Source organism: Rhizobium sp. SG_E_25_P2, assembly GCF_029892285.1.
GTDB lineage: Bacteria > Pseudomonadota > Alphaproteobacteria > Rhizobiales > Rhizobiaceae > Rhizobium_E.
Genome location: NZ_JARXVM010000013.1, coordinates 126902 through 151592, shown reverse-complemented (window position 1 = coordinate 151592; position 24691 = coordinate 126902). Strand labels below are relative to the sequence as shown.

Annotated in this window: 27 protein-coding genes; 7 read left to right on the top strand and 20 right to left on the bottom strand. The window is 57.8% G+C overall.

Annotation, left to right across the window (positions count from 1 at the left end):
• Nucleotides 1-13: 13 nt before the first annotated feature.
• The 4 genes from M2360_RS18235 to M2360_RS18220 all read right to left on the bottom strand — a co-directional run bounded on the left by M2360_RS18235 (nt 14) and on the right by M2360_RS18220 (nt 2320).
• Nucleotides 14-745 (bottom strand): hypothetical protein, encoded by a 732-nt coding sequence (locus M2360_RS18235; protein ID WP_280776677.1) that lies wholly within the window; start codon nt 743-745, stop codon nt 14-16.
• On the bottom strand, nt 735-1454 hold the full coding sequence (locus M2360_RS18230) for a hypothetical protein (protein WP_280776676.1): 720 nt from the start codon (nt 1452-1454) through the stop codon (nt 735-737). Before M2360_RS18230 ends, M2360_RS18235 begins: the two co-directional genes overlap by 11 nt.
• The gene (locus M2360_RS18225) at nt 1451-2020 is read right to left on the bottom strand and encodes a hypothetical protein (protein ID WP_280776675.1); all 570 of its coding nucleotides are present in this window, start codon (nt 2018-2020) and stop codon (nt 1451-1453) included. Before M2360_RS18225 ends, M2360_RS18230 begins: the two co-directional genes overlap by 4 nt.
• Before the next feature lie 87 nt (nt 2021-2107).
• Complete coding sequence (locus tag M2360_RS18220) at nt 2108-2320, bottom strand: helix-turn-helix transcriptional regulator (RefSeq protein ID WP_104680482.1); 213 nt, start codon at nt 2318-2320, stop codon at nt 2108-2110.
• Nucleotides 2321-2534: 214 nt separating this feature from the next.
• Between M2360_RS18220 and M2360_RS18215 the strand changes: the two genes are divergently transcribed.
• Nucleotides 2535-2858, top strand: a complete 324-nt coding sequence (locus tag M2360_RS18215) for a transcriptional repressor TraM (RefSeq protein WP_280776674.1) — start codon at nt 2535-2537, stop codon at nt 2856-2858.
• 2 nt (nt 2859-2860) lie between these two features.
• Here M2360_RS18215 and M2360_RS18210 read toward each other — a convergent pair whose 3' ends face one another.
• The 13 genes from M2360_RS18210 to M2360_RS18150 form a co-directional block, all read right to left on the bottom strand.
• A complete protein-coding gene (locus M2360_RS18210; protein ID WP_171520603.1) occupies nt 2861-3565 on the bottom strand; it encodes an autoinducer binding domain-containing protein in 705 nt (234 codons plus the stop codon).
• Between the two features lie 346 nt (nt 3566-3911).
• Nucleotides 3912-5210, bottom strand: coding sequence for an IncP-type conjugal transfer protein TrbI (trbI, locus tag M2360_RS18205; RefSeq protein WP_280776673.1), 1299 nt, complete (start codon nt 5208-5210; stop codon nt 3912-3914).
• A gap of 11 nt (nt 5211-5221) precedes the next feature.
• Nucleotides 5222-5662, bottom strand: coding sequence for a conjugal transfer protein TrbH (gene trbH / locus M2360_RS18200; protein WP_280776672.1), 441 nt, complete (start codon nt 5660-5662; stop codon nt 5222-5224).
• A 3-nt stretch (nt 5663-5665) separates the two neighbouring features.
• Nucleotides 5666-6478, bottom strand: coding sequence for a P-type conjugative transfer protein TrbG (gene trbG / locus M2360_RS18195; RefSeq protein ID WP_280776671.1), 813 nt, complete (start codon nt 6476-6478; stop codon nt 5666-5668).
• A 17-nt stretch (nt 6479-6495) separates the two neighbouring features.
• Nucleotides 6496-7158 carry a conjugal transfer protein TrbF gene (locus M2360_RS18190; protein ID WP_222386499.1) on the bottom strand — a complete coding sequence of 221 codons (663 nt, stop codon included), beginning with the start codon at nt 7156-7158 and terminating at the stop codon, nt 6496-6498.
• A 19-nt stretch (nt 7159-7177) separates the two neighbouring features.
• A complete protein-coding gene (trbL, locus tag M2360_RS18185) occupies nt 7178-8365 on the bottom strand; it encodes a P-type conjugative transfer protein TrbL (RefSeq protein ID WP_280776670.1) in 1188 nt (395 codons plus the stop codon).
• A 4-nt stretch (nt 8366-8369) separates the two neighbouring features.
• Nucleotides 8370-8546: an entry exclusion protein TrbK gene (gene trbK / locus M2360_RS18180; RefSeq protein ID WP_171520588.1), complete on the bottom strand. Its 177-nt coding sequence runs from the start codon at nt 8544-8546 to the stop codon at nt 8370-8372.
• Nucleotides 8540-9337 (bottom strand): P-type conjugative transfer protein TrbJ, encoded by a 798-nt coding sequence (gene trbJ / locus M2360_RS18175; RefSeq protein ID WP_280776669.1) that lies wholly within the window; start codon nt 9335-9337, stop codon nt 8540-8542. Before trbJ ends, trbK begins: the two co-directional genes overlap by 7 nt.
• Complete coding sequence (locus M2360_RS18170) at nt 9315-11765, bottom strand: conjugal transfer protein TrbE (RefSeq protein WP_280776668.1); 2451 nt, start codon at nt 11763-11765, stop codon at nt 9315-9317. Before M2360_RS18170 ends, trbJ begins: the two co-directional genes overlap by 23 nt.
• Nucleotides 11766-11775: 10 nt before the next feature.
• Nucleotides 11776-12075 (bottom strand): conjugal transfer protein TrbD, encoded by a 300-nt coding sequence (locus M2360_RS18165; RefSeq protein WP_280776667.1) that lies wholly within the window; start codon nt 12073-12075, stop codon nt 11776-11778.
• A gap of 4 nt (nt 12076-12079) precedes the next feature.
• Nucleotides 12080-12451 carry a TrbC/VirB2 family protein gene (locus M2360_RS18160; RefSeq protein WP_280776666.1) on the bottom strand — a complete coding sequence of 124 codons (372 nt, stop codon included), beginning with the start codon at nt 12449-12451 and terminating at the stop codon, nt 12080-12082.
• Entirely contained in the window at nt 12441-13418 is a 978-nt protein-coding gene (trbB, locus tag M2360_RS18155; protein ID WP_280776665.1) for a P-type conjugative transfer ATPase TrbB, read from the bottom strand. Before trbB ends, M2360_RS18160 begins: the two co-directional genes overlap by 11 nt.
• A 10-nt stretch (nt 13419-13428) precedes the next feature.
• Nucleotides 13429-14052 (bottom strand): acyl-homoserine-lactone synthase, encoded by a 624-nt coding sequence (locus M2360_RS18150; protein WP_280776664.1) that lies wholly within the window; start codon nt 14050-14052, stop codon nt 13429-13431.
• A gap of 387 nt (nt 14053-14439) precedes the next feature.
• Between M2360_RS18150 and repA the strand changes: the two genes are divergently transcribed.
• The 3 genes from repA (at nt 14440) to repC (ending at nt 18111) form a co-directional block, all read left to right on the top strand.
• Nucleotides 14440-15630 carry a plasmid partitioning protein RepA gene (repA, locus tag M2360_RS18145; protein WP_280776663.1) on the top strand — a complete coding sequence of 397 codons (1191 nt, stop codon included), beginning with the start codon at nt 14440-14442 and terminating at the stop codon, nt 15628-15630.
• Between the two features lie 84 nt (nt 15631-15714).
• The gene (gene repB / locus M2360_RS18140; protein ID WP_280776662.1) at nt 15715-16710 is read left to right on the top strand and encodes a plasmid partitioning protein RepB; all 996 of its coding nucleotides are present in this window, start codon (nt 15715-15717) and stop codon (nt 16708-16710) included.
• Between the two features lie 156 nt (nt 16711-16866).
• Complete coding sequence (gene repC, locus M2360_RS18135) at nt 16867-18111, top strand: plasmid replication protein RepC (protein WP_280776661.1); 1245 nt, start codon at nt 16867-16869, stop codon at nt 18109-18111.
• 440 nt (nt 18112-18551) lie between these two features.
• Here the strand turns inward: repC and M2360_RS18130 are convergent, their stop codons facing one another.
• The 3 genes from M2360_RS18130 to M2360_RS18120 are packed head-to-tail and all read right to left on the bottom strand — an operon-like array spanning nt 18552 to nt 22977.
• On the bottom strand, nt 18552-19673 hold the full coding sequence (locus M2360_RS18130) for a siderophore-interacting protein (RefSeq protein ID WP_280776660.1): 1122 nt from the start codon (nt 19671-19673) through the stop codon (nt 18552-18554).
• A gap of 18 nt (nt 19674-19691) precedes the next feature.
• A complete protein-coding gene (locus M2360_RS18125) occupies nt 19692-20819 on the bottom strand; it encodes an ABC transporter substrate-binding protein (protein ID WP_280776659.1) in 1128 nt (375 codons plus the stop codon).
• A 7-nt stretch (nt 20820-20826) separates the two neighbouring features.
• A complete protein-coding gene (locus M2360_RS18120; RefSeq protein ID WP_280776658.1) occupies nt 20827-22977 on the bottom strand; it encodes a TonB-dependent siderophore receptor in 2151 nt (716 codons plus the stop codon).
• 81 nt (nt 22978-23058) lie between these two features.
• Here M2360_RS18120 and M2360_RS18115 point away from each other — a divergent pair, with 81 nt between their 5' ends.
• The 3 genes from M2360_RS18115 to M2360_RS18105 all read left to right on the top strand — a co-directional run bounded on the left by M2360_RS18115 (nt 23059) and on the right by M2360_RS18105 (nt 24676).
• The gene (locus M2360_RS18115; protein WP_280776657.1) at nt 23059-23790 is read left to right on the top strand and encodes a TetR/AcrR family transcriptional regulator; all 732 of its coding nucleotides are present in this window, start codon (nt 23059-23061) and stop codon (nt 23788-23790) included.
• 201 nt (nt 23791-23991) lie between these two features.
• Nucleotides 23992-24357 (top strand): type II toxin-antitoxin system RelE/ParE family toxin, encoded by a 366-nt coding sequence (locus M2360_RS18110; RefSeq protein ID WP_280776656.1) that lies wholly within the window; start codon nt 23992-23994, stop codon nt 24355-24357.
• Nucleotides 24350-24676, top strand: coding sequence for a helix-turn-helix transcriptional regulator (locus tag M2360_RS18105; protein ID WP_280776655.1), 327 nt, complete (start codon nt 24350-24352; stop codon nt 24674-24676). The genes M2360_RS18110 and M2360_RS18105 overlap by 8 nt, the downstream gene beginning before the upstream one ends.
• Nucleotides 24677-24691 lie beyond the last annotated feature (15 nt).

Here is a 24691-nt window from a genome sequence, read left to right as displayed (position 1 = left end):
ATTGAGCCTGGGGCTAGCTCGCGCTGCGAATGTAAAAATTTGCCGCAGCCTCGGCGCTGAACGTCGTCTCAGGGTAGGTGGTTTCAGTGATGTTCATGCAAAGAACACTGCAGTCATCATAGTCACGCATGCTCTCGCACCGATGGCCGTCCAAATAGGACATCTGGTCGACTTGCGATAGTTCCGCCCAGAACCCATCCGTCGCGGCTAACAGCGTATCCGCCGTCAGATCGACGTTGGTGACTTCCGGCGCAATGAACCCCCTGGAACGGAGGCTGCGGATGAGACGGTGGCGTGCGGGAAGTTTGGCGAGTTCAGGCAATGGCACCTTTGCCAAGGCATTCGCAAGCGTATGGGGTTCTGTTCGCCACTGAATTTCGGACCTGTCCGCTACTTTGCCGAAAAGTGTGTCGCCGGCATGCAGGACCAGAACGGGTTGTCTCTCGGCGGCATGCAGGATGACATAACTGGCGGAGCCTCTTGGAAAGTCCGCTATCAGACCCTGTTGGATGATCCGCAACCGCTCGACCAAGCCATCGGGTGTCACGCCCACCGTTGTTCCGGCGAACCAGTCGACCAGTGCTCGTATGATGGCGCAGGCGTATTCTCCATTGCTTTGGCCAGTGGTGGAACCATCAGCGACAATTCCAAGAAATTCTCCCGGCCGGGTGGCGATGCCTGCATGATCGCGGTTGTCATGGGTCTTCGTGCCCTGACGGCTACGCCATTGAGCGTCAACGTGCATCGGGTCCACCGTTTCCGCAGCGGCTGATAGCAATGAAGCGCTCCCGAACAATATCCACGCGGCCCGTTGGTCCTCTGATATTCCCCTCAAGGAAATCGTCAAAGTCGGGTAGCGCGATCAAGGCGGTGAAGCGCTCGGCTATATAGGTGCGGACGTCCTCACCAATGCCCCAAATTTCCTCCAGAAGCGCTTCTCGTCCGTCGACGACGAGCAGGATATCTTCAGCGTCACGACTGAAAAGCAGATCATCATTTCCGCGACCTGCAAAAGCTTCGAGCTTCGTGGCGACGAACAGGGCAGGCGTCAAAACCTGTATTTCCAGACCTTCCGCGAGCGGATGCGTCGTCGCGGTTTTGATGCCTTGAGCGTACCAACGATTGCTGAAGCCAAGGATAGCTTCGTCGTCCGGCATGAAATCGACGTTAAGCGGCCCAAGCCGCATACGGCAGATCACGGTTTCATCGGCGGCCTCGGAAAAGCCCTTCATCCGAAGCAGCTCCAATAACTGAGCCCATTCCGCAAACCCTGCCAAATCGACGATAAGGTCGATATCGTCGGTGGCACGAACGTCTTCGAGCGTCACCGGGTCAGTGATGAAAAGCGCGGTCGTGCATCCGCCCACAAAGACAAGCCGACCGCGCAGGTCATCGCCGAGCGCGATTGCCACAGTTTTTAGCATCTCGAGTAGCTGGCCGCGTACTGTGATCATTTGGCGAGAATCCTCGATTTTAACCGGTCACTAGCCAGTTCGGTTTCTCGTTGGTTTCCCAATCTGATTGCATCGACAAGCGCGAGATATTCGTAAAGTCGTTCGTCCTTCAAAACGGCTTCGGGTACGCTTCTGAACAGCGGATCGATGGATTGTCCCATCTCCTGAGCGCTGGCATACGGCCAGACGTAATTGTAGTTACCGCCGCTCATCAACAGGCTTTCGAGCATCGGCGCTGCGAAAGCCGTGGGGATGCCCCGCTGCATCGCTCCAGGATGTGCAGGAAAGACGAACTTCAGCCCATTGATAATGAAATTGACAAGATTTCTGCGATGCGGTCGTGGTTCGTTTGACTTGCTGTCTTTCCGTGCAATTCCAGAGGAAATGCTCCGATTGATCGACTGACCGACTTCGGTCTTGCTAATGCCGAGCAGAGCTTCCAGATTTCGGACGGAATAAGGATCGCCGCCTAGCGATTCCGATCGCAACTGGTCGGTGCCTTTTTCCAACTCCTGGTCCTGCAGGCTGATGAGCTTGAGGAGTATGACGATATCTTGGCTTTTCATTTTAAGTGTCCGCTGTCCTAGGACTGAGGACAGTAAGCCATATTCCGTGCTGGTTGTCAAAACGACTGAAAACTGAGAGCAAGCCCGTCAGCGAGATTTTGTCACGAGCTCGGCTGGGTCAACATCCAGCGCCTCGGCTATCTGACCAAGGACGGTAACACTGGCGGAAACATCGGCGCGCTCGATCGCACCGATATAGCGCGCGCTAAGGCTCGACCGGTCCGCCAGTTCTTCCTGCGTCAGTTTTTTGCCATGACGTATCCGACGCAAGTTGATCGCCATGATCTCCTTGAGATCCATGACGTAAGCGAGACCTGAATAGGAATGATCGTTCCAGGAACGATAGTTCCGATTCCGTGAGCCATGTGATATTGATCCCCGAGTCGATCATCCACTCCCTCCGGATATAATGTGTATGGTCTGGAAGACAGGCCGTGCACTTATGGCCTAAACTCTATAACGCGGACGAAGGCGTTGTTGCGCCCGGTCAGAAAATGAAATTGAGGAGAAGCGGATGAACGACCAAAGCTCATCCGATACCAGCGGCGACAGAAACGAAAGCGAACCCCGCTACAGTTCGATGCAAAAGTCTGAACTGGAGGCACTGGCCGTCTCTGAGATCCAGGAACACCGTCGCCTTCTTGCCGCCGACGAAGCCGTATATGAGGAATGGACTCGCGCCAGCGCCGATCCGTCGGTTTCCGCTGCCGTTCTAAAGAGCCTGCAGGACGAGTATGTCGCGCGTCAGAAAAGATCCGAAGCCCAACAGGAGGTGCTGTCGGAAATCATCGACGCGCTTGGCTACGTCCCTGAGGTTGCTCCCGATGTCGATGATTGACGTTATAGCAGGCCGTGATCCTTGGCGATTGCGACGAGGTGCGGAACGGTCGCCGCTTCTAGCTTTTCTCGCGCCTTATCCAGGTAGTGTTGCACTGTCCTTGGATTGATCCCCGTCAGGATGGCGGTTTCGGGTGCGGTTTTTCCTTTCGCCGCCCATTTCAGGCACATTGCCTCTCTTGGTGAAAGCAACCGCTTAGGCGGAACAATTGTAGTCGCAGCAAGCATTTTCAGGCGGTAATGGATCGCCAGGACCGCCCGGATCGCTTTTTGCGCTTCCAGCAGTTTTGAAATGTCAGCCGTCTGTGCCGAGGATGCAAACGTCAGCATCATCGTGGAGCCGAAACTTCCTTCGACAGGTATCGTCACTCCACTGCGAATGCCGTGATCGATCGCCTGATCCCGAAAGCGCCTGAGTTCGGAGGCCCCCCGAGCGGGCCAATCGTCGGCCGTCCACGAAAAGATTTCCATGCGGGTCTTTGCTTCCCACACGACCGGGTCTATCCGGGAATACTGGCTTTCGAGGTAGACGCCCTGCCATTCCTCCGGATAGGAATTGAATGTGCGGATTTCCAACCCCTCAGTTTGCAGATACGCAAAACGCTCGAAGCCACATGCGTGCGCAAATGTCTTCAGAGCACTCTTGATCATACGTTCATCGTGCGCGGCTTCTGTCATATCGATGAGAGAGCGAAGGTCACTGTCCACTGACTTTTCTCCTACTGCGCAGCTGCGAACCTCCCTCGTCGCGCCCTGCTGGCGCCGCGAATTACAGGGTGCCACCGTTCGGCCAACCCGAGCCGTTCGGTGCATCGGACCATGGTTGCGAATTCTCTGCCCCCATTCGGTTCCGACGAAAACGCAGTTACCTTCTGCGCGAAGCATATCCACGGTCGTTTCAGGTCATAGGTCTACTCAGCTTTTCCGGGTATTCAAGTCCTAACGAACTAAAACATGATGGTTTAAGGACAGATTTCAGGCGTACTGATTTTCGCTGTGCGGAATAGCCCCGCCAGAGCACCGAAATAGCGGAAATCTGATGTTCCGGAGCTGGTTAACGGCCATTGTAGATAGACGGAAAAATAATATCCTGATCGACCAGGACGTTGAACTTGTAGCCCGGCCGGATGCGAATCGTCGGCTGAACGTTCAGGTTCTTCGAGATCGTCTCTTCCGCTACCCGGCCGAAAGACTCGGCAAAATTCCGTCGTGCTGCATCCGAGGCGGTATCCTGCGTCGCGAGCGTCGAACTCTCGGGCATCGACATGTCGATCCCTGTTCCGATCAATGCTACCAGCGCGGCCGAACCGAAAGTCCTCCACAGATGGCGGTCGACCTTATCCTTGAAACCCCCATAACCTTCGGCATCCGTGCCGGCCATGCCACCGATCTGCAGGGTAGACCCATTCGGAAAAATGAGATCCGTCCAGACGACAAGAACCCGTTCCTGGCCGAAGGACACCTTGGAATCGTAGCGACCGAAGAGTTTTGCGCCCTGCGGAATAAGGAGGCGGTAGCCGGTCGCGCTGTCGTAGACATTCTGGCTGACCTGAGCGGTAATGCGCCCCGGCAGGTCGGAATTGAGGCCGGTGATCAATGTCGCCGGGATGACCGAACCGCGCTTCAATTCATTGGGTGACATCTGTGGCACGACCTGGTTGGGCAGGTAGCCGAGGTCCTTGATGTCCTGATTGAAGAAGTCCTCCTTGGATGTCTGCCCGTTCTGATCGACGTTTTGTCCCATCAGTCCGGATTTCATGGCGGCGGCATAAAGGTCGGATGCACTGTTTGCCGCGACATTTGTTTGCTGACGGCCAGTATCGTTGGTGGAGTTTGCCGCCGTATCGATGTCGGATACGTCTACCTTCAGCGGAGAATCGAGCGCCGTAGCACGAGCCTGGAGACGCGCCATGCGTTGGCGCTGAGCTTCGCGTATATATTGTTCATCCTGCTCTCGCTTCAGGCGAGCCTTCCACTCCTCTTCCGACTCGAGCCTTTGCCGGCGGTCTTGTCGCTCAACCGACTGGCGCTCGACGACCGGTTCCTGCTTATCCTCTTTCTCGACCACGACGGGTGTCGGCTGAAACACTTCCTGCCTTTCGGGCTCACCGATGATGCCGTCCGTGACACCCCGCTTAAGCTGGTCGCCGAAATTGGTCGCAGGGCTGTTGGAAGCGCTCTCGATGTCGCTACGATTGAAGGAAAGTCCGCGCAGGGACAGACCAATCACAACGACGCCGACGAAAAGCACGATGACAATGATGGCGACGATGATCGGCAGGCGGTTAAGCCGCCGCATGCCCTGCTGATCGGCGGCTTGGCTCGAGGTGCCAAGCTGGAGCGACTGGACCATGGTAATCTCCGTCAGTTGCGCTGCATAATCGAAAGGGGACTGGCCGGCACAGCACCCGCCAGCGTCGGGGTGTAAGCGCGGCCCAGAGCGATGGAAGGCGTCGAGACCTGCGCCAGCACCTGTCCGTCGAAGCCCTCGATTGCATAAGCAAGCTCGACCGGCTTGACGTCTTTGGCGACTTTGCCGTCCGTGACGACCGTGTAGCCCCAGCCCTTCAGGGCCGCCTCGAGGGCGGATGCGAACTCCGATGTATCCGTCTCCATTTTGATCGTGGTCGTAGCACCGGCCGGGCCGATCTGTTCAGCCAGACGGCTTGCCATGTCGCCGGCGATGGCGCTTGCAGCCGGTCCCGTGACGGCCACCGGGGTCGAGCTGGTGGTCAGTGCGTCGTCGGCCGTTTGGCAGCTCGAAAGCAGCGCGGCCGCGATGAAGAATGCGAGAGGCTTGCGCATTGTTCAGCCTCCCCGCCGGATGGTGATCTTCTGCTGCCGCCAACCGACTCCCGAAACGAGGATCGCCTTGTCGATCGCATAGTCGACGGTCATCATGTCGTTCTTCATTCGATAATTGACGATACGATTTTGACCACCCGAGACGACGAAGAGCACAGGCGCATCCTGGCCCGAGATCGACTTCGGGAACTGGATGTAGGTTTTTACCCCGTCCGAATAGACCCGCTTGGGCTTCCACGAAGCACCGCCGCTGATTGAATAGGAAAAGTTCAGCTTGTCCGGCGCGGCGCCCGGAATGCCGCCCGTTTCGAGACGGGCGTTGATGTCGGCGAGCTTGGTCGACACGTCTTCCGGATATTCGAAACCAATGCGCGCCATATACTGGCTCGGATGGGACTTGAGCTGGATATGATAGGTGCGCCGTGATGTCGTCACGACCATTGAGGTGAGAAGGCCCGGCTCCGACGGTTTGACGATGAGATGGATCGCCTGTCCGCCTGTGGCCCCTGAGGTGGCCGGCTCCACCTTCCAGCGCACGGTGTCACCGACGAGGACGTCGCGAACAATCTCGCCCCCCTGAAGTTCGATGTCACAGACCTGGAGGGGCGAGCAGACGACGGACGGCTGGGTCTCGCCGAACAGGAAGATGACCTTTCCGTCCGGACCTGTCGTGACCAGTCCCGGCGTGCCGCGCCATTTTCTGGATAGATTTGTTCCCTTCACCTCGTTGCTCGTCATGCTTTGCGCCTGCGCGCCCGCCGCAGCTAAGAGTCCGGCCATGCAGCCGGCGGCTGCGATCAATCCCGTTTTTTTCATTGAAAGAATCCCTGCCCTTAAAGCTGTGCCGTCCAGTCGAAATCCCGGACGTAGAGGCCGATCGGATTGAGGCGGATCGTTGCCTCATCCTGTGGCGCGGTGAGCGTCACCGTTGCGATCCCGCGGAAACGGCGTGTGCCGGTCTCCTTGCCCTTGCGGTCCCGCTCGTATTCCGTCCAGTCGATCTGATAGGTCTGGTTCGAAAGCGCCACGATGTTGTTGACCTCGATGGCAACTGTCGAAGACCTCGCCTTCTCGAATGGAGAATTGCCTCGAAACCAGGCGTTGACCTTCTCCGTCGATGGATCGGACGTGCGAAGAAGGGCGTAGGTGCGGTCGATATATTGCTTCTGCACCACCGCATCCGGAGTGATCGAGCGAAAGCTCGTGACGAAGTTGCCGAGTGTGGCGCGCACCACGCGGACATCGGCATACTCGATCTGCTCCGGAAAGCCTGCTGTGACTGCGGTTCCGAGCTTGTCGACCTCGACGATGTAAGGCACGAGCCTCACCTGGGTGCTCAGATACATCGCGTAGCTGAAACCGATGACGGCCATGACCAGACCGAGGACACCAACAATACGCCATGCGGCGGCGGCCTTTACATAGGAGCCGTAGCGTTCGCTCCATTCCTGGCGGGCGGCAAGATACGGGTTCTCCGGGGCGCGGTTCGCTGCCATTGATTTTCCCTTGTCTCAATTACGGTTTGTCGTTGCGTTCGGGAGGCGACTTCGGTCCACTATGGCCGCCGCGCTGTTCATCAAGCTTGGAATTGGCCAGCCCGAGAATGGACCCCGCATAGGCGCCGGGAGAGCCGATTGCCTTTTCCTTCGCGGCGGACCCGGCTGCTTGCGCGCCGGAACTGAAGCCTGCGCCCATGCCGCGAAGAGCGGCACCTGCAACGGATGAACCGGCAGCTCGTGCAGCTTGCGCCGCCGCAAAGCCCGCGCCGGCAGCGCCGGCGGCGAGGAAGCCAGCGCCTGCGGCGAAAGATGCCGCCTGGCCACCGTGGCGGATCGCTTCCATTCCTCCGGACACCGATGCGCCCTGCACAACGCCTTGCATAATGTTCGGGACGTACATCGCGATGATGAAAACGACGACGGCAATTCCAGCGATGGCGAGAGCGGTTTGAAACTGGTCGCCGATATCAGGCTGGTTAGCGAGGCCGATCAGCACTTCGGAGCCGATGCGGGAGATCATGACGAGCGCCATCAGCTTCATCCCGACGGAGAAAGCATAGACCAGGTAGCGGACTGCAAAGTCCTTGGTATAGGACGAACCGCCAAGGCCGAGCATGATCATGCCCGCCAGAAGCCCGATATACATTTCGACCATGACGGAAACGAAAATTGCAGCGACCAGAGAAAACGCGATGACCGTCACGACCATCGCGAACGCGGCCGAGATTGCCAACGCATTGTCCTCGAAGAGGCCGAACTGCACCTTCTCCGACATTTTCGTTGCCAATGCGAGACCGGCGTTGAACACGTCAGCTGGTGACGCCGTCCCTCCCCCTGCGCCGATCTGAAAGAGGCTATCCACGACAGCCTTGGCGAAGGTTGGTCCCTGCGCGAGCACGAAGGCGAAGAATCCGACAAACATGATCCGCCGCACAAGTTCGGCGAACCAGCTATCCAAAGAGGCGGACTGAATTGCCAGCCAGACGGCGGCAATGCCGATCTCTATCGTTGCGAGGATCCAGAACAGAGATTTCGCAGCGTCCATGACGGTGGTTTCCCACCCCTTCGCTGCAGTCGTGATCTCGCTCTGGAGCGACGTCAATACTGACCCTTCCTGCGCAAGGGCCGGCTGGGCCGCAACCGCCGTAAAGGCGGCGAAGAGTATGGCGGCCCGTAGCTGATGAAATGTCGTCGTATAGGTCATCCTGTCACCATTCGACTTTCATCTTTTCGCCACCGGATGTGGGGTGGTCGTTCGACGAGCCGAAGAACTTCGCCCTACGTTCCTGAGCTTCCTGCTTTTCGGAGATCAACAACCAAATGCCGGCGCTTGTCGCGGCGAGCATCGTTGCGATCGCGATGAGGAGTGCTTTCGTTCTCACCATTCCACCTTCATCCTTTCGCCGCCTGAGGTGGAGGGAGCCGTCGCACTGAAGAATTTCTCACGCCTAGCCTGTGCCAGATCCTTGTCGGTCTGTGCGGTTTGCAGCCAGGTTCCCATCATCGTCATCTGTTGTGAGACGAGGCCTCGAAGCTTCTGCATTTGCGCGACTTGTTGAGCGGCGATCTCGTGGCCGACCTGCAACGCTTTCATCTGCCCGTCAGCCGTTTCGGACATCGACCGCAGCGAGGACATCGTATCTTCCTCGCTATCGAACTGGTCGGCCGTGAGGCTCGCCGCCTTCAGCGAACTGGCGATGGTGTCACGGTTGGTGTTCGACCAGGATTGGTAAGTCGTGGAGAACGTCGCGTTGTCTGGCAAATTCGTCTTGAGATCGGCATAGCTCTGAAAGCGCTGCTGAAGAACGTCGTCAGAGTTGCCCATCGAAAAGGCGATGCCCTGCCCCTGGTCGACAATACTACGCAGTTGATTGAGGTCGCTTTCAATCTGCCCCCATACATGATCAGGAAGCTGCGCAGTGTTTTGCAGCATGTTCTCGTAGATTTTCAGCTGGTTCTGGATCTGCTCTGCAAGCTGGCTGATCTGGGTCAGCTGATTGTCGACCTGAATGCCGGAGCTTTTCATGAGATCCACGAGCTGCGCATTGTTGGCGAGCTGCGTCCATTCGGTCGCTGCGCCGGTGGCCGTGCCGGCTTGCACTGAGCCTGCGCCTCCGATCGTGAGAGCGACGGCGGCCAAGCAGGCGAGCCATCTATTTGAATAGCGATGCAGCATCGTGAACTCCTCTCGTTTCAAGCCAGCGGATCGGCCAGTCGCGGCCATGTTCGGATTTCAGTCCGCGGATGCGTTTGAGGTCCTCCTTGCCCGACGCGCCGACAAAGCTCAGGGCGACGGGCCCAAGCGACATGTCGAAGAGCCGCCGGCCTTCCGGCGTGGCGACGTAGTATTCGCGCTTCGGCATGGCGGTAGCGACGATCTCGATCTGCCGCTCGTTGAAGCCGATGCGCTCATAGAATTCGCGCGTCCCAGACTCGCGGGCGCCGCCATTCGGAAGACAAATCTTGGTCGGGCAGGATTCCTTCAAGACGTCGATGATCCCGGAGCGTTCTGCATCCGAGATCGATTGGGTCGCGAGAACCACAGCGCAATTCGCTTTGCGCAGCACCTTGAGCCACTCGCGAATCTTGTCGCGGAATACCGGGTGGCCGAGCATCAGCCAGGCCTCGTCGAGCACGATGAGACTGGGGGAGCCATCCAGGCGTTTCTCGATCCTGCGGAACAGGTAGGTCAGCACGGGCACGAGATTGCGCTCGCCCATAGTCATCAACTGCTCAATTTCGAAGGTTTGGAAGGCACCGAGCGTGAGGCCGTCCTCTTCCGCATCGAGGAGCTGGCCCATCGGGCCATCGACGGTGTAGTGATGCAATGCGTCCTTGATCTCGCGCAGCTGCACGCCGCTGACGAAATCCGAGAGCGAGCGACCCGATGCGCTCGCCATCAGTCCGACTTGCCGAGAGATGGCGTTACGATGATCGGGGGTGATGGTGACGCCCTGCAGGCCGACTAGCATCTCGATCCATTCCGTCGCCCAAGCCCGGTCGGCATCACTTTTGAGTTCGGACAATGGGCAAAAGGCCAATGCCCTTCCCTCCTCCGCATTGTCGCCGCCGATCTCATAGTGATCGCCGCCGGCTGCGAGCGTCAGCGGCAGAAGTGAACTGCCTTTGTCAAAGGCGAAGATCTGCGCATTCTCGTAGCGGCGAAACTGCGCGGCGATCAAAGCCAGAAGCGTCGACTTGCCTGAGCCGGTTGGGCCGAAGATCAGCGTGTGGCCGACATCATCGACATGCAGGTTCAGACGGAACGCCGTCGATCCGCTAGCAACCTGCATCAAGGGCGGGGAATTCGGCGGGTAAAACGGGCATGGGGAGATCGGGCTTCCGGACCAGACCGAGTTCAGCGGGATCAAGTCGGCGAGATTGCTGGTGTTGATCAGCGGCTCCCGGATGTTGCAATACCAGTTGCCAGGCAGGCTGCCGAGATAGGCATCGGTGGCGTTGAGCGTTTCGATGCGCGCCCCGAAACCTTCCGCCTGGATCAGTCGCCGGATCGCTTCGGCCTTCTCCTGGAGTGCCTCGCGATCGTTGTCGAACAACACGACGACCGGTGTGTAATAGCCATAGGCAACCAGCTGCGACGAGGCCTGCGCGATGGCATCCTCAGTCTCTACCACCATGGTCATGGCGTCCTGATCCACTGACCGGCTTTGCGTCTGGAATATCTGATCGAAGAACGGCCGGACCTTCTGCTGCCATTTCTTGCGTGTGCGTTCGAGCTTTTGCCGGGCCTCCTCGGCATCGAGAAAGATGAAGCGCGATGACCACCGATAGGTGAGCGGCATCAGGTCTAGGCTGTTCAGGATACCTGGCCAGCTTTCGGCCGGCAGACCGTCGATCGCAACGACGCCGAGAAAACGGTTTTCGACCTTCGGCGTCAGTCCGTGCTCAAGCTCGGCGGTGGCGATCCAGTCGAGATACATGGGAACGTTGGGAAGCCGGATCGGATGGCTTTCGCCAGCGATGCAGAATCGGGCGAACTGCAGGAGCTCGTCGTAGCGAGCAACCCTCTCCCCTCCCCTCTCGATTGTTTCGCGGGTTTCCATTCGCCGGATCGAAAGCGTATTGGCAAAATACTGCTCAAGCTCCCGTATTGCGCTCTTGAACACGAAGAGCACCGTGTCCGCGTAAGACTTTTTCCGGCTCTCTTCATCGGAATAGATATATTTGCTGAGAGAGGTCCTCTTGGACTCGAGTGGCCGATAGGTCAGGATCAGGGCATGCTTGCTCTCGAAATGTCCCTGCTCACGTGCGAAATGCGCGCGTCGCTCGGCATCGATCGCGCGGGTCACCGGGTCGGGAAAGTGGCAACGGTCTTCCGACGGATAGTCGACCGTTGGAATGCGGATGGCTTCGACCTGGATCATCCAGCCGCTTCCAAGCCGCGACAGGACGGCATTGATCTGCCTGGACAGTTCGTTGCGCTCCAGATCGGTCGCGCTTTCGGAGTCTGGTCCCGCGAAGTACCATCCGGCCATCAGGCTCCCGTCTTTTAAGACGAGGACACCGTTGTCGACGAGCCCGGCATAAGGGACGAGATCGGCAAAGGAGGGGCCGGTCACCCGGAAGCGCTTGAGAGCTACCATGGCCTCCTCCTCAATACCGTCGCCAGGGCGAAGTGGTCGCCTTGTAGGTGGGCTTGTAGGAAATGTGCTTGATATAGACTTGCCGCATGAGCGGATCTGACTTGGCCATCATCCTCAGCGCGCCCACGATCACGACCCAGACGGCAATACCGAAGAGCGCCGAATAAAGTGTCAGCACGACGAAGATCAGGATCACCGCTGCAAGACCGGTAATCAGCACCAGCTCCCGGTCGGCGCCCAATAGCAGGTTCGGGCGCGAAAGCGCGCGATGGATGCGGTTACGCCGCAGGCCGGACAAGGACTCAGCCATGGCCTCACTCCCCTCCGCGGTTCGAACCAATTGACGTGACCGGCTCATCGGCTAGCCCGATCGACGCACCGGTTGCGCCGAAAAGGCCGACGATGTTGGTGGCGCCAAGCAGGATGCCGGCGACGAGGACGATGAAGACAAGGCGCCGCGCGAAGTCGTTCAGTTCGCCCCCGAAGATGAGCATGCCGCCGGCGATCGCCACCGCTGCAAGCGCGATCGCACCCGCAACAGGGCCGGTGATCGACTCCTGAATCTGCTGCAGTGGCCCTTCCCACGGAAGGCCACCGCCGGAACTGGCGAGCGCCGGCGCGGCAGCGGCAAGAACCAGGGGTGCCGCCAGGAGCATAATGGCGATGAATGGCGTGTTACGCGACATGGCGAGCCTCCTGTTCTTCGGTGAGGTGATCGGCTTCGGTTTCATACCGTCCGTTGGCGAACCGCTCGACTTGGATAATGTCGCGAACAATCCGCCCGCGCGGCGTCCGCTCGATCGAGATGATCAGGTCGACCGCCTCGCCGATCACCTCGTGCATCGGCTGCTGGCTTGCCTCGGCCGTGAGCTGTTCAAGGCGGCGCAGCGCCGACATGGCGGTGTTCGAGTGAATGGTCGCTACACCACCAGGGTGACCGGTGTTCCAGGCCTTAAGCAATGTCAGGGCCGCGCCGTCGCGAACTTCGCCAACGACGATTCGGTCGGGACGCAGCCGCATGGTGCTCTTCAAAAGCCGGGCCATGTCGATCGTATCGCTGGTGTGCAGGAGAACGGCGTTCTCGGCCGCGCATTGGATTTCCGCGGTGTCCTCAAGAATGACGAGCCGATCGTCCGGCGCAGTTTTGACGATTTCGTCGATGACAGCATTCGCCAGCGTCGTCTTACCCGAGCCCGTCCCGCCGGAAATGATGATATTTAGCCTCGCGGAGATTGCGCTGCGAATCGTCGACGCCTGGTATTCGGTCATGACGCCGGTGCGGACATAATCTTCGAGCGGAATGAGGCGCGACGCGCGGCGACGAATGGTAAAGGCAGGCTTGGCGACGATTGGGGGCAACAGACCCTCAAAACGGTGGCCACCGATTGGCAACTCGCCAGAGATAATTGGCTGTTCCGTGTCGACCTCTGACTGAAGCGCGTGCGCCACTGTGCCAATCACCATCTCCGCGGCAGCGGATGACATCTGTCCAGCGGGCGCAACGCCGTGACCGAGGCGTTCGATGAACAGCTTTCCGTCCGGATTGAGCATGATCTCGACGACGGTCGCGTCGTCCAGGGCGACGCAAAGCTGATCGCCGAGTGCCTCCTGAAGTTTGCGGACAAGCCGGGGATGAGAGCGAAGCTGGTTCACGGATTTCTCCTTACGCTGCCTGGCTGAGAGGGCTGAGTTCAGAACGGTAATTGGAAGGACGGAGCCTGAGGAACGTCTCCGTATTGGCGGGCAGTGTGCCCGCGACGGCCATCGTCACGCCGATCTTCTTCGGCTCGCCCAAACGATGCAGCGGCCATCCGACGCGACCAAGGATTCTCTCGAATCGAAGATCGGTCACCGTGACAATCTCGGTGTAGTCATTCGCGAAGCACCATTCGATGATGCCGGCGAACATGGTCAGTGTGGCCTCATGGAGGGAACCGTCGCCCCTCCCCTCCGCGAGGGCCGTGTCAACGCAAAAGCGAGAACTCTCAATCATTGCGGCATGACCGTTGAGCTTACCGTCGGGTAGAAGCGCGGGGAAAACATCGGCCACCATCGTTCGACCGAGCGCCGGAAGAAGTCTCGCACACCCCGCCAGTTGGCCGGTCTCAGTGATGGCAAGAACATAGGTTGGCCGAAGCGCGTCGAAGCCATCCGACTCGCACCCCGCCGAAACATCGACTTCCCAACCCAGACGATCGGAAAAGACCCGCGCACGAAGCTGGTAGTGGAGGTGAAGGAGTTGAGCCTCTTGAATCGTTCGGGGTGCTGAAAACGCGAGAACCTGCATGGATTTTCTCCGCCATTGTTAGACGGTGGGGAAATCAGCACAGATTCGAAGGCCCCGGCAGTTGTATGATTCTACAAGTCGAAGCTTGAGTCGCCGCCCTCTCGGAGAGGTCGTTGCGTTGCGTCTCTCTTTCGAATGCACTCAGCGCCAGAGCGCTTTGTAGGATTCACAGTAAAACGGATAGTGAACGAAATCACTGGGAATAGAATTAACATACTGATTCTGTAGGTAAAGTTTCACAGGCGGATCCGAGCAGATTCTCGCGTCTTAACGCTCCGTTAACTTTAAATCCCTTGCGGCATCCATGGAATCGGGAGATAGTTTCTCAAATGATGGTGTTCGAGCCATTTTTTCGAAACTGACGACCTCCGGGAAATAGTTCGCAAAATGAGCAATATGCTGCCCAACAGATTTGATATTGAGATTGCCGAGCAAGGGGCGAAGATCTCAAGCGCGTTGCATATGTTGCGCAGCCAGCAGTACCCGCCTGATGCTCGCAAGGGGCTGCGCAAGTTTCAGCTTGCTGAAGTTGCGGACTTCATGGGTGTCACCCAGACGCACCTGAGGCAACTCCATTCTGATGGGAAAGGACCGGAAATCGAGTCCATCGGTGGACGCCGATATTATACGGCTGACCAGATGCTCGAGCTTCGGGATTATCTCGAGGCCAACAAGAAGTCAGACAAGAGATACTACGTGCCTAGGCGGAAGGAAGGAGAGCCGATGCAGGTTGTATCGGTCGTCAACTTCAAGGGCGGAAGCGGCAAGACGACCACTGCCGCGCACCTTGCGCAATATCTCGCCCTCACCGGCCATCGTGTTCTGGCGATCGACCTTGACCCGCAGGCTTCACTGACTTCGCTTTTCGGGATCCAGCCGGAGCTTGATGATACTGCCTCTCTTTATGAGGCTCTTCGATTTGACGACGACCGGAAGTCAATCGCAGACGTCATCCAGCCGACCAACATTCCTGGACTGGATGTCGTGCCCGCTAACCTGGTTCTGCAGGAATACGAATATGACGTGCCACTGGCGATTTCCTCCAAGAAGGGGGAGGATGGCCGACTCTTCTATATGCGGATCGCCAGCGCTCTGAGGCAGGTGGATGACAAGTACGATGTAGTCGTCATCGATTGCCCTCCTCAACTGGGTTATTTGACGATTACCGCCCTGATGGCTTCGACCGGGATCCTTATCACCATTCATCCTCAAATGCTGGACATCATGTCGATGAGCCAGTTTCTCATGATGCTCGGGGGGATCATGGGGCCGGTTGCGGAGGCTGGGGCCGAAATGCGTGTTCAGTGGTTCCGGTATCTTATCACCCGCTTTGAGCCCACGGATATTCCGCAGGCCCAGATGGTCGGGTTCATGCAGTCGATGTTCGCACAGCAGATGCTGAGAAACCACGTTCTGAAGTCCACTGCGATTTCCGATGCTTCGATAAAGAAGCAGACATTGTATGAGGTTGAGCGCGGTGAGTTTGTTCGGGCAACCTACGACAGGGCAATGGAGAGCTTGAACGCCGCTAACGCGGAAATCGTTGAGCTCATCCACGGTGTCTGGGGTAGAAAATGAGGCACTTGTCAGCCGTTTTTTTCCGCGTTTTGCAAATGGATGTCAATAAGTTACCGGTTTTGACAACAGGTTGGGAGAGCAACTATGTCCCGTGAAAATCCTTTCGCCAAACTGGATATGGCGTCGATCTCGGCAAACCAGACGCCTACAAAACCCGGTTACGGCATGACAGGAGCCGCCAAGACGGTTGTTCGCTCCATTGAAGATATGGCCGAGAACACCAAGAAGCTCATGGAAGGTGAGGTGATCGTGGATCTTGATCCGCGATTGATTGATGTGTCCTTCGTGGCCGACCGCCTTTCAGACGACGGAGAAGAGTTTCAGGAACTGCTCCAGGCAATCAAGGAATCAGGTCAGGCGACACCTATCCTTGTTCGCCCCAGTTCCACGGATGCCAAGCGATTCATGGTTGTGTTCGGTCACCGTCGTCTCAGGGTGGCTCGCGAACTCGGAGTTCCGGTAAAGGCGATCGTAAAGAAGCTCGACGATATTACCTCGGCGATCGTACAGGGACAGGAAAATGCAGCCCGTTCAAACCTGTCTTTCATTGAACGCGCCTACTTTGCTCAGAACCTGATCGCGTCTGGAATGAACAAGGAAACGGTTCGTTCGTCGCTCGCCATCGATGAGGCGATGCTGTCGAAGATGCTTGCTGTCGTCGAGGCGGTGCCAGCGCCAGTCATTCAGGCCTTGGGTGCATCGAAGAAAATTGGGCGCGACCGGTGGCTCAGCCTCCGGCAGTTGCTACTTGCCCCTGCCCTCTCCAAGGTCGCTGTTGAGCACGCAGCTTCGGCCGTCTTTCAAAAGCTTCCTGAAGCCGAGCGGTTTGATGAACTTCATGACTACGTGAAGCGATACAAGGCCAAATCGGCCGCGAAAAAGCCCAAAGCCGAAACCGCAGCAAAAGACTGGATCTCGTCTGATCGCTCGCTGAATTTCGCGATGATCGCCAAAGCGAAGAAGGTTGCCATCGAGCTCACGAATGTAGAAGCCAAGCCTTTCAGCGAATGGCTGTCTTCTCGCATGGATCGCTTGTACGAGGAGTACAAGGGGTCGCAAAACGAAACCAACGGAGACTAAACCGCAAAAGAAAAAGGCCCCCAAACGGCGAACCGTGGAAGCCTCTCTCGTCATCTCTAGCAGGATCGAGAATCGCATTTCCCGGAATCACAGTCAAGAGTCTTGGCGCCATTTTGGTGAGCGGATTTCCTTTGCCTGAAGAAAGGTGAGAGAAAAATGCAAACGGGAGATGTGACGACGCCCTTTGGGCGGCGGTCGATGTCGCTTGCCTTGGTCAAAAGACAGATGGCGATCAAGGATCCGGATCACAACACGCGGATTGAAAAGTGGAAAGTGTTTCGCGATGTCTGCGAGGCGCGAGAACGTCTTGGAGTTCAGGATCGGGCCTTGGCCGTTCTCGATGCTCTCCTGACGTTTTACCCGCACGGGGAGCTCGATTCGAGCAGCGGGCTTGTCGTTTTCCCATCCAATGCGCAGCTATCGGTTCGCGCTCATGGGATCACGGAAAGCACACTCAGGCGGCAACTCGCGGCACTCGTCGAGGCCGGGCTCATCTTGCGCCGCGATAGCCCCAACGGGAAGCGGTACGCACATCGCAGTCGTGACGGTGAAGTAGAGCAGGCCTACGGCTTCGACCTGACCCCTCTTCTGGCTCGCGCCCATGAACTTGCGCAAATCGCACAGGATGTCGTTTCGGAGAGAACACGGTTCCGTCGGACAAGAGAAGCTCTTACAATCTGCCGGCGAGACGTGCGCAAGCTCATCTCAGCTGCGGTGGAGGAGGGCGCCCCCGGTAACTGGGGGCAGGTAGAAGCGGTCTATGTCGACATTCTTGCGCGCCTTCCACGCTCTCCGGAGAGGTGCCGGCTTGAACTCGCACTCGATGAAATGCAGATGCTTCGGGCAGAGATCCTCAACATTCTGGAAATGCAGCTAAAATCTCAGAATATGCATGGCAATGCCAACCAGAATGACCGGCACATACAGAATTCAAATACCGAATCTATCTATGAACTTGAACCTAGCTCTAGAAAAGAGCAGGACGGAAGCTTGGAGGACGAACCTCAAGCCAAGAGCGCGGCGAACGGGGGAATGAAGGGCAAGCCAGAGCCAATAAAGGCTTTCCCACTCGGGATGGTACTTCGGGCCTGCCCGCAGATTGCCGACTATGGTCCCGGCGGACGTATAGAAAACTGGCGCGAGCTCATGAAGGCTGCCGTGGTGGTGCGCTCCATGCTGGGCGTCAGTCCGTCAGCCTACGAGGAGGCGTGCGACGCGATGGGGTCGGAAAATGCCGCGGTGGCCATGGCCTGCATTCTCGAACGATCGAACTTTATAACGTCTGCTGGCGGCTATCTTCGAGATCTCACCAGGCGCTCCGAGCGTGGCGAGTTTTCGCTCGGACCGATGCTGATGGCTCTTACGAAGGCAAATGACCAAGGAGTTCGAAGGACTGCGTGATGCCGGCACTGCATAACCGACGTTGGGTAGAAGAATACGTTTGGTTTGAGGCGTTTAAGACCAAGGTGACTTGTCAGCCGTTTTTTTTGGCAAATTTGTATTTAAATTCTGGGAGTTAGGGGCTTTGAACGTCGGATTTCGTCGAACATTAAAAATTGTGGGAAGCGAAGGGGAAGCCGCCTCGTCGAACGGCTCATTCAGGAGCGTCCGGAATTTGTCGAATCCGACAAGATCAGCGGCGGCGATCCATTATGCCACGCCTCGTGGCCCATACGATCGAGCAGATGGACGATGTTCTTGAAGCACTCTCCGACCACGCCGTAACCAGTAGCGCCGTCAACATGGGAACGTCCGTCAAACGACGTTTGACGCCCTGTAAGAAAATCAGGAACTTTGCTACAGGTCATTCAATATGAGGGCCGATCGCAACTGCATGACCTTCACTGCGGCAGATATGCCTCTGCTCCTGCGGTTATGATTTCTTCTTCACTGAGATGCTTATGCCAGTGCGAGTAGAGCACGAAGCGATCGCGGGAAATCCCGATATCCTTCTTCAGGTGCCGATCAATAGCACTGAACGCTCGGTGCTCGCATCCGCCCCAGACAAAGACTACATCGAGCTGCTCGGGCCATCTTATCGTGCGGACGCGATCCTCCAGCAGCGTCGTCGTGCCGGCATCGGCGCCGTTGCGATGCAGCCAGGCGACCGCCATGCCGGACGGACAGCGAAGTGGCAACTCGTCTGCTTTGGTGTCCACCTCGATGAACGCATGGCCGGTCGCGGTGGCGGGCAGGTTTTCAAGGATCCTGGCGATACCCGGCAAAGCGGTTTCATCGCCGACCAGTACGTAGAACTCTGCGGGTTTGGGACCATTAGCGGCCGGACCGAGGATGCCGGCAAGGTCACCCGGCCGCGCGTCCATGGCCCAACGGGTTGCCGGACCGGGGTTGGTGTGAAGGGCAAAGTCGATAGTGATGTCCCGGGCTTCTACGTCGATATGCCGGATCGTGTAGACCCGTGTCGGAACAGCCTTGTCATCCGGCCAGACGACATGGCCGCGATGATCAAGCATCGGCCATCGCGGTTCGGCTGTGCCACGCGGCTGGAAGATGAGCCGACAGTGGAACTGGTCGTTGCGATCGTACCGTTCGAGGTTTTCTCCCCGAAACACGATGCGGCGGAGGCGCGGCGCAATGTCCTCGACGGATCTCACATGCAGGATGCGCAGATCGGCGGGCAGGGCCGGTTCGGCATGATCGCCTTGCCACTGGATTTCCAGCTTTTCACGGGCGGCGATAAAGCCGATTGGCCCGACGAGCGCGTGCTTTAGCCGATTGAGACCACCGGCGTCCGGGGCTTCCGCCGTCAGCCGGAAGCCGTTTCCGTTCGCTTCGAACGTGGCAGTGCCGAACGGTGAGCGGATATGATGAATGCCATCGGCTTCTTCAACAGTCATGTCGTGGGTCGCGATCGATTCAACGATCGGCTCCACGTATTTGCTGATGTTTGCAAACTGCACCGTGGCGCTTGCGCGATATCGTTTGTTACTGATCAGTGACATCCGGATTTCTCTTTGAACTCAGATCGAGGCCCACAACGGTCCCTCGATGGGGAATGCCGCGAAATCGCGATTGATGCGATCGAGGATGGCTGCAGGGTCGAGACCGACGCATTGCTCGGGGTGCAGCCATTTTGCGGCTTGGGCTATGAACAGGATGTTGAGCGGAAGATTGGTGATCAGCCCGGTCCATATCCCATGAACGCGCTTTGCGCGAACGCTTGGCAAATGGTCGAAGGCAGGCCTTCCGTCGATCAACCGCTGTAGTCCTTGCCGTCCCAAAGCGGGGTCGATACCAGGTCCGATCGCGGGACGGCTGCCCGAGGCCCATCCACCGCCGGAGGCGATGTAAACGTCGTGGGGCGTGGACAGCAGATATTCGAGCGAGAGCTTTTCGAACCAGGGCGCGGTCACGCCTGGCAAGGGTTGTCCACCGGCAAGTGCCAGAAGATCGCCCCAGACCTTCCGCCCTGCCGCCCAGCAGCAATCGTCGAGGGTGGATTGGACCTCCAGATAGGTCGTGACCGGTGTCGTGCCTGCAAGCTGCGCCGTTATCCCCGCCAATTCTCGTTCATAAAAGGCGATGAACGCATTCGCCTTTGCCGATGCGCCGAGGAGTACGCCCCACATCTTCATCGCGTTCTTGACTTCGGAAATAGGATCGGCGGCCTGTGCGCCGGCAATGGTATTGCTCGATGCATCGCTGTAGACCACCGGGATACCGAATTGCTTCAGCCTTTCCACCATTGGGTCGGCATCACCCTGCGGCGTCATGAAGGCGGTCGTGACAACGAGATCTGGCGCGAGGCCGATCAATCCTTCCAGTGAGACGGTATCGGGAGACTGCTTGCCGACGGTGCTGACCGGATGGCCGTTGAGAAGGCGCTTTTGCAGGTGCTCGCTATCGATTCGATCGACAGCCGCCCAGCCGACGACGAGCGAGGCGGGATCGGCATGCAGGAGGGACATGGTCAGGAGATCGTGTGCCTCAAGAAGTATGATTCGTTTAGGCAGCGCGGGAAGTCGCACCTCGCGCCCGGCCATATCCGTCACTGTCAGTGGTTGTGCCTCCGCCGCCACGGGCCGGAACCCCGAGAGGATGCCGGCGGCGGCAATGGAGGTGCAAAAGAGACGTCTTGTCAGAGTCACTGCCGCCTCACCACTTGTATCTGAGACCGGCCAGCACCGTACGCCCGTTCCCGTACTGGCAATAATATTCGGAACTGCAGGAGGAGTAATATTCCTTGTCGAGCAGGTTCGTGACATTGAGTGTTGCCTGAAGCCCTTTCAGGCTAGGGTTCTTCGCGCCAAAATCGTAGCGCAGCGCTGCGTCGAGCAGCGTGTAGCCCTCCGCCTTCACCGTATTTGCGTCATTGCTGTAGCTGGACCCGACGAAGCGTGCGCCCCCACCAATGCTCAAACCTTCCAGCGCGCCGGTGTCGATGGTGTAATTTGCCCAGAGTGAACCGTAGTAGCGCGGCACGGCCTGCGGACGGTTGCCAATGATCGACGCGATGCCGGATTCGGAAACTTCCGTGTCGAGCAGAGACACTGCAGCAATCAGTTCAAGATTGCTGGTCAGGTTGCCTCTGGCTTCAAATTCCACGCCGCGCGAATGGATCTCGCCCTGCTGTTCGTTGAAGCCGGTTGAAGCATTGTAATAAACGACGTTTTGTTGGCGGATGTCGAAGGCAGATAGGGTGAAGACGGCGTCCAGCCCTGCCGGCTGGTATTTGATACCCACCTCGTATTGTTCCGCTTCCGTCGGTTTTAGCGGACTGCCGCCGGCTCCCACGCTGGTCGACGGCTCGAATGAGGTAGAGTAGCTAACGTAGGGCGCTATGCCGTTATCGAATAGATAGAGCAAGCCTGCCCGATAGCTCGTCGCGCTGTCGGATCGCTCGGTTGACGTGCCGGTGAGGCGATTATCCGTATCCTGGTTTGCCCAGTCTTGCCGGACGCCGAAGACACCGCGCAGGCTGCCGATTTCGATCTGGTCCTGAACGTAGATACCCGTCTGGCGAAGCGTTTGGTCGCTATCGATCGCGGTCATGAACGGGCCGACCGGCTGACCATAAACGGGGTTGGTGACATCAAGCGATGTCGCGCCGCCGAGCAGATACTCCCAACCACTGCTGGAGCGCTGGATGTCGAGGCCTGCAAGAAGCGTATGACTGACGGCGCCAGTCTCGAAGTTGAACTCCGCCTGATTATCGAACGAAAAACCACGCGCGTCTTCGATGGAATGAACAGCCCAACGTGGGATAAGACCGGCTGCCGACATCGGGCCGTTCATTTGGAGCGATTGCATGTCTGTCTCAACGCCGGAATACCGGAAGTTCGAACGCACGGTCACCTGTTCATCAAAACTGTGCTCGAATCTATAGCCAACGCCGTATTGGGTGCGCTCAAAAGCGTCATAGTTTGGATCTCCAACATTGAGGTCGCGCGCCAAGAAGCCGGCATAGCCTGCAGGCGCCAGAAACTTCGGATACAGGGAATTAAAATATCCGCCTTCCGGATCCCGTTGATAATAGCCGGAGATCACCAGCGATGTGTCTGCGTCCGGCTCCCACTTCAGCGATGGCATCACGCCAAAGTGCTGCTCATCGACGTCGTCGTAGCGCGTGCCCGAGGACCTGCCGATAAGCCCAAGCCCGTACTGCACCGTGCCATCGGAGGTGAGAGGCCCGGTGGAATAAAGTCCGCTCTGAACGCGCCCGTCTGATCCGACCTCAAGCCGCCCCTCGTTTGATTGAACTTCGGACGGCTCTCGGCTAACCTGATTGACGAGGCCGCCGGGGCTAATCTGGCCATAGAGAAGGGCAGACGGCCCCTTCAGGACCTCCACATGATCCAGGAAGAACGGATCGATGGACGGCGTGGCGAAGGCCTGCCCTCGCTGCAGCTTGAGGCCATCGAGATAGCTGACATAGTTTGTGGCAGTACCGAATGCGCCGAAGCCACGGAGAAACACGGAATCGTAGCGGGAATTCGAATCCCGATCGGAAAGGACGCCGGCCGTATAACGCAGCGCCTCACTGACTGTTTGAGGGTTCTGGTCCTCGATCTGCTTGCGCGTGATGGTCGTGATGGATTGCGGTGTCTCTGCGACGGACATCACGGTCTTCGTAGCCGATCGTGCCGACTTGACGACGATGCTGCCGGACGTGTCGTCAATGGTGCCGTCGCCATACACGAGGATAGGCGCCAACTGTGTGCTCTGATCCTGAGCCCAGGCTTGGTTGACGACGAGAAGAAAGGTCGATGCCATCAGTATCTGTTTTAGGAAATTGCTGTGCTTCACGAAACGCCCCCATGGTCGCAGCTTGCAGTATCTGGTAAGCTATTAAATCAAACGGGACCGTCCTGTCCAGATAACATGAATATGTTTGTCGACTTTATTGTTGGCAATTCCGGCGACGAACTCCAAAGAAGTCGCCGGGAGAACGGCAAGGGAGAAACAATGACATTGCGGAAATCGGAGACGATCGTCAGATCAGGCCGCCCCTCGAGGGAAATGCAGAATGCGGCGGCGGAACGGATCATAGAGGCAGCGACAGCGCTGTTCGCCAGCAGGGGGTTTGCGGGCACATCGATGGAGCAGGTCGCTTCGCACTGCGGGGCCGGCAAAGACACCGTCTATCGGCGCTATCCCTCGAAAGTCGTTCTGTTCGAGGCCGTGGTTGAGCACGCACACAAGCGCGCGGTGGCACGGCTTGAGGACTTGCCACCCATGGAAGGAGATGCACTGAAGCGGCTGCAGGCTCTCTTGCGGGAGCTTCTGCACATCAACATGGAGCCCGATCTAATCGCCTTTAAGCGCATCACCTTCAGCGAAGCCGTCGTATTCGAGAAGAATGCAGCAATTCCGCCCCAACCGGATCCGATCATGTCCCGATTGGTCCACGCCGTCGTTGAGGCACAAGATGCCCGACTGATTGCCGATGGTGACGCAGACGCGATCGCCGGCCATTTGATCCACTGTCTGGTCGCGCTGCCCACGTCATCGGCAATGATGGGGAGCGGCAACTTCGACACCAAGGAAGCTATCGATACACACTTCGACCGGACGTGGGGTTGGCTCCTTAAGGGAGTAGCGCCCCAGATCAAATCTTAAGCTGGTTTTCCGCTGTGTGTGACCTGCACCCTTACTCGTGACAGATGGCCGGAGAAGGCACCGTCGCAAAAGGCCCAATTTCAGCTTCGATTCCTTGGATAAGGATCATTTGTCCGCGTTTCCGAAGGAAACGGTTAGTATTGCCCTGAAGGGAGATATGGGCTATATATCCCAAAGTATCTATATCATTCAGGATATGAAATGACGGAATGGAAGGTCGCGTTTCATGACCGCTTCAAAGGCGAGATCACAGACCTTCCAGCCGATGTCCGGGTCGAGTTGCTCGCGCATTTGGTGCTGCTTCGCGAGAAGGGCTTTCGATTGGGGCGACCTGAGGTCGACACCCTCGAAGGCTCCAAACACGCGAACATGAAAGAGCTGCGCGTCAAGGTGTTGAAGGTGCAATGGCGGTTCGCCTTTGCCTTCGATCCGCAGCGAAAGGCCGTGGTCCTCTGCGGCGGTGCGAAGAGCGGTGTAAGCCAGAAGCTCTTCTATAAACGGCTGATCGATCTGGCGGATAAACGGTATGACGAGCATTTGAGCCAGTTGGAGAAGAGACATGGATGATCTCGATAAGTTGATACAGACGCTGCCTCAGGATGAACAGCGCGCTGTAGCAAAGCGCGCCGACGAGCTCGTCACGGCGCACAATCTACGTGAACTGCGGGCACTCGCCGGACGGACGCAGGAAGACGTGTCCACCGGGACCGGTTTCAAGCAGACCAACGTCTCAAGACTGGAGAAGCGCGCCGATATGAAGCTGTCGACCCTGCGCGATTATGTCGAATCCCTCGGGGGCACGTTGAAGATCGTCGCGGATGTGGCTGGCAAGAAAGTCGATCTTTCCAGCATCGCGGAGCGCTCCCGTCACGGCTCAAAGGTCTGAGCGGCTCGTCGGCAG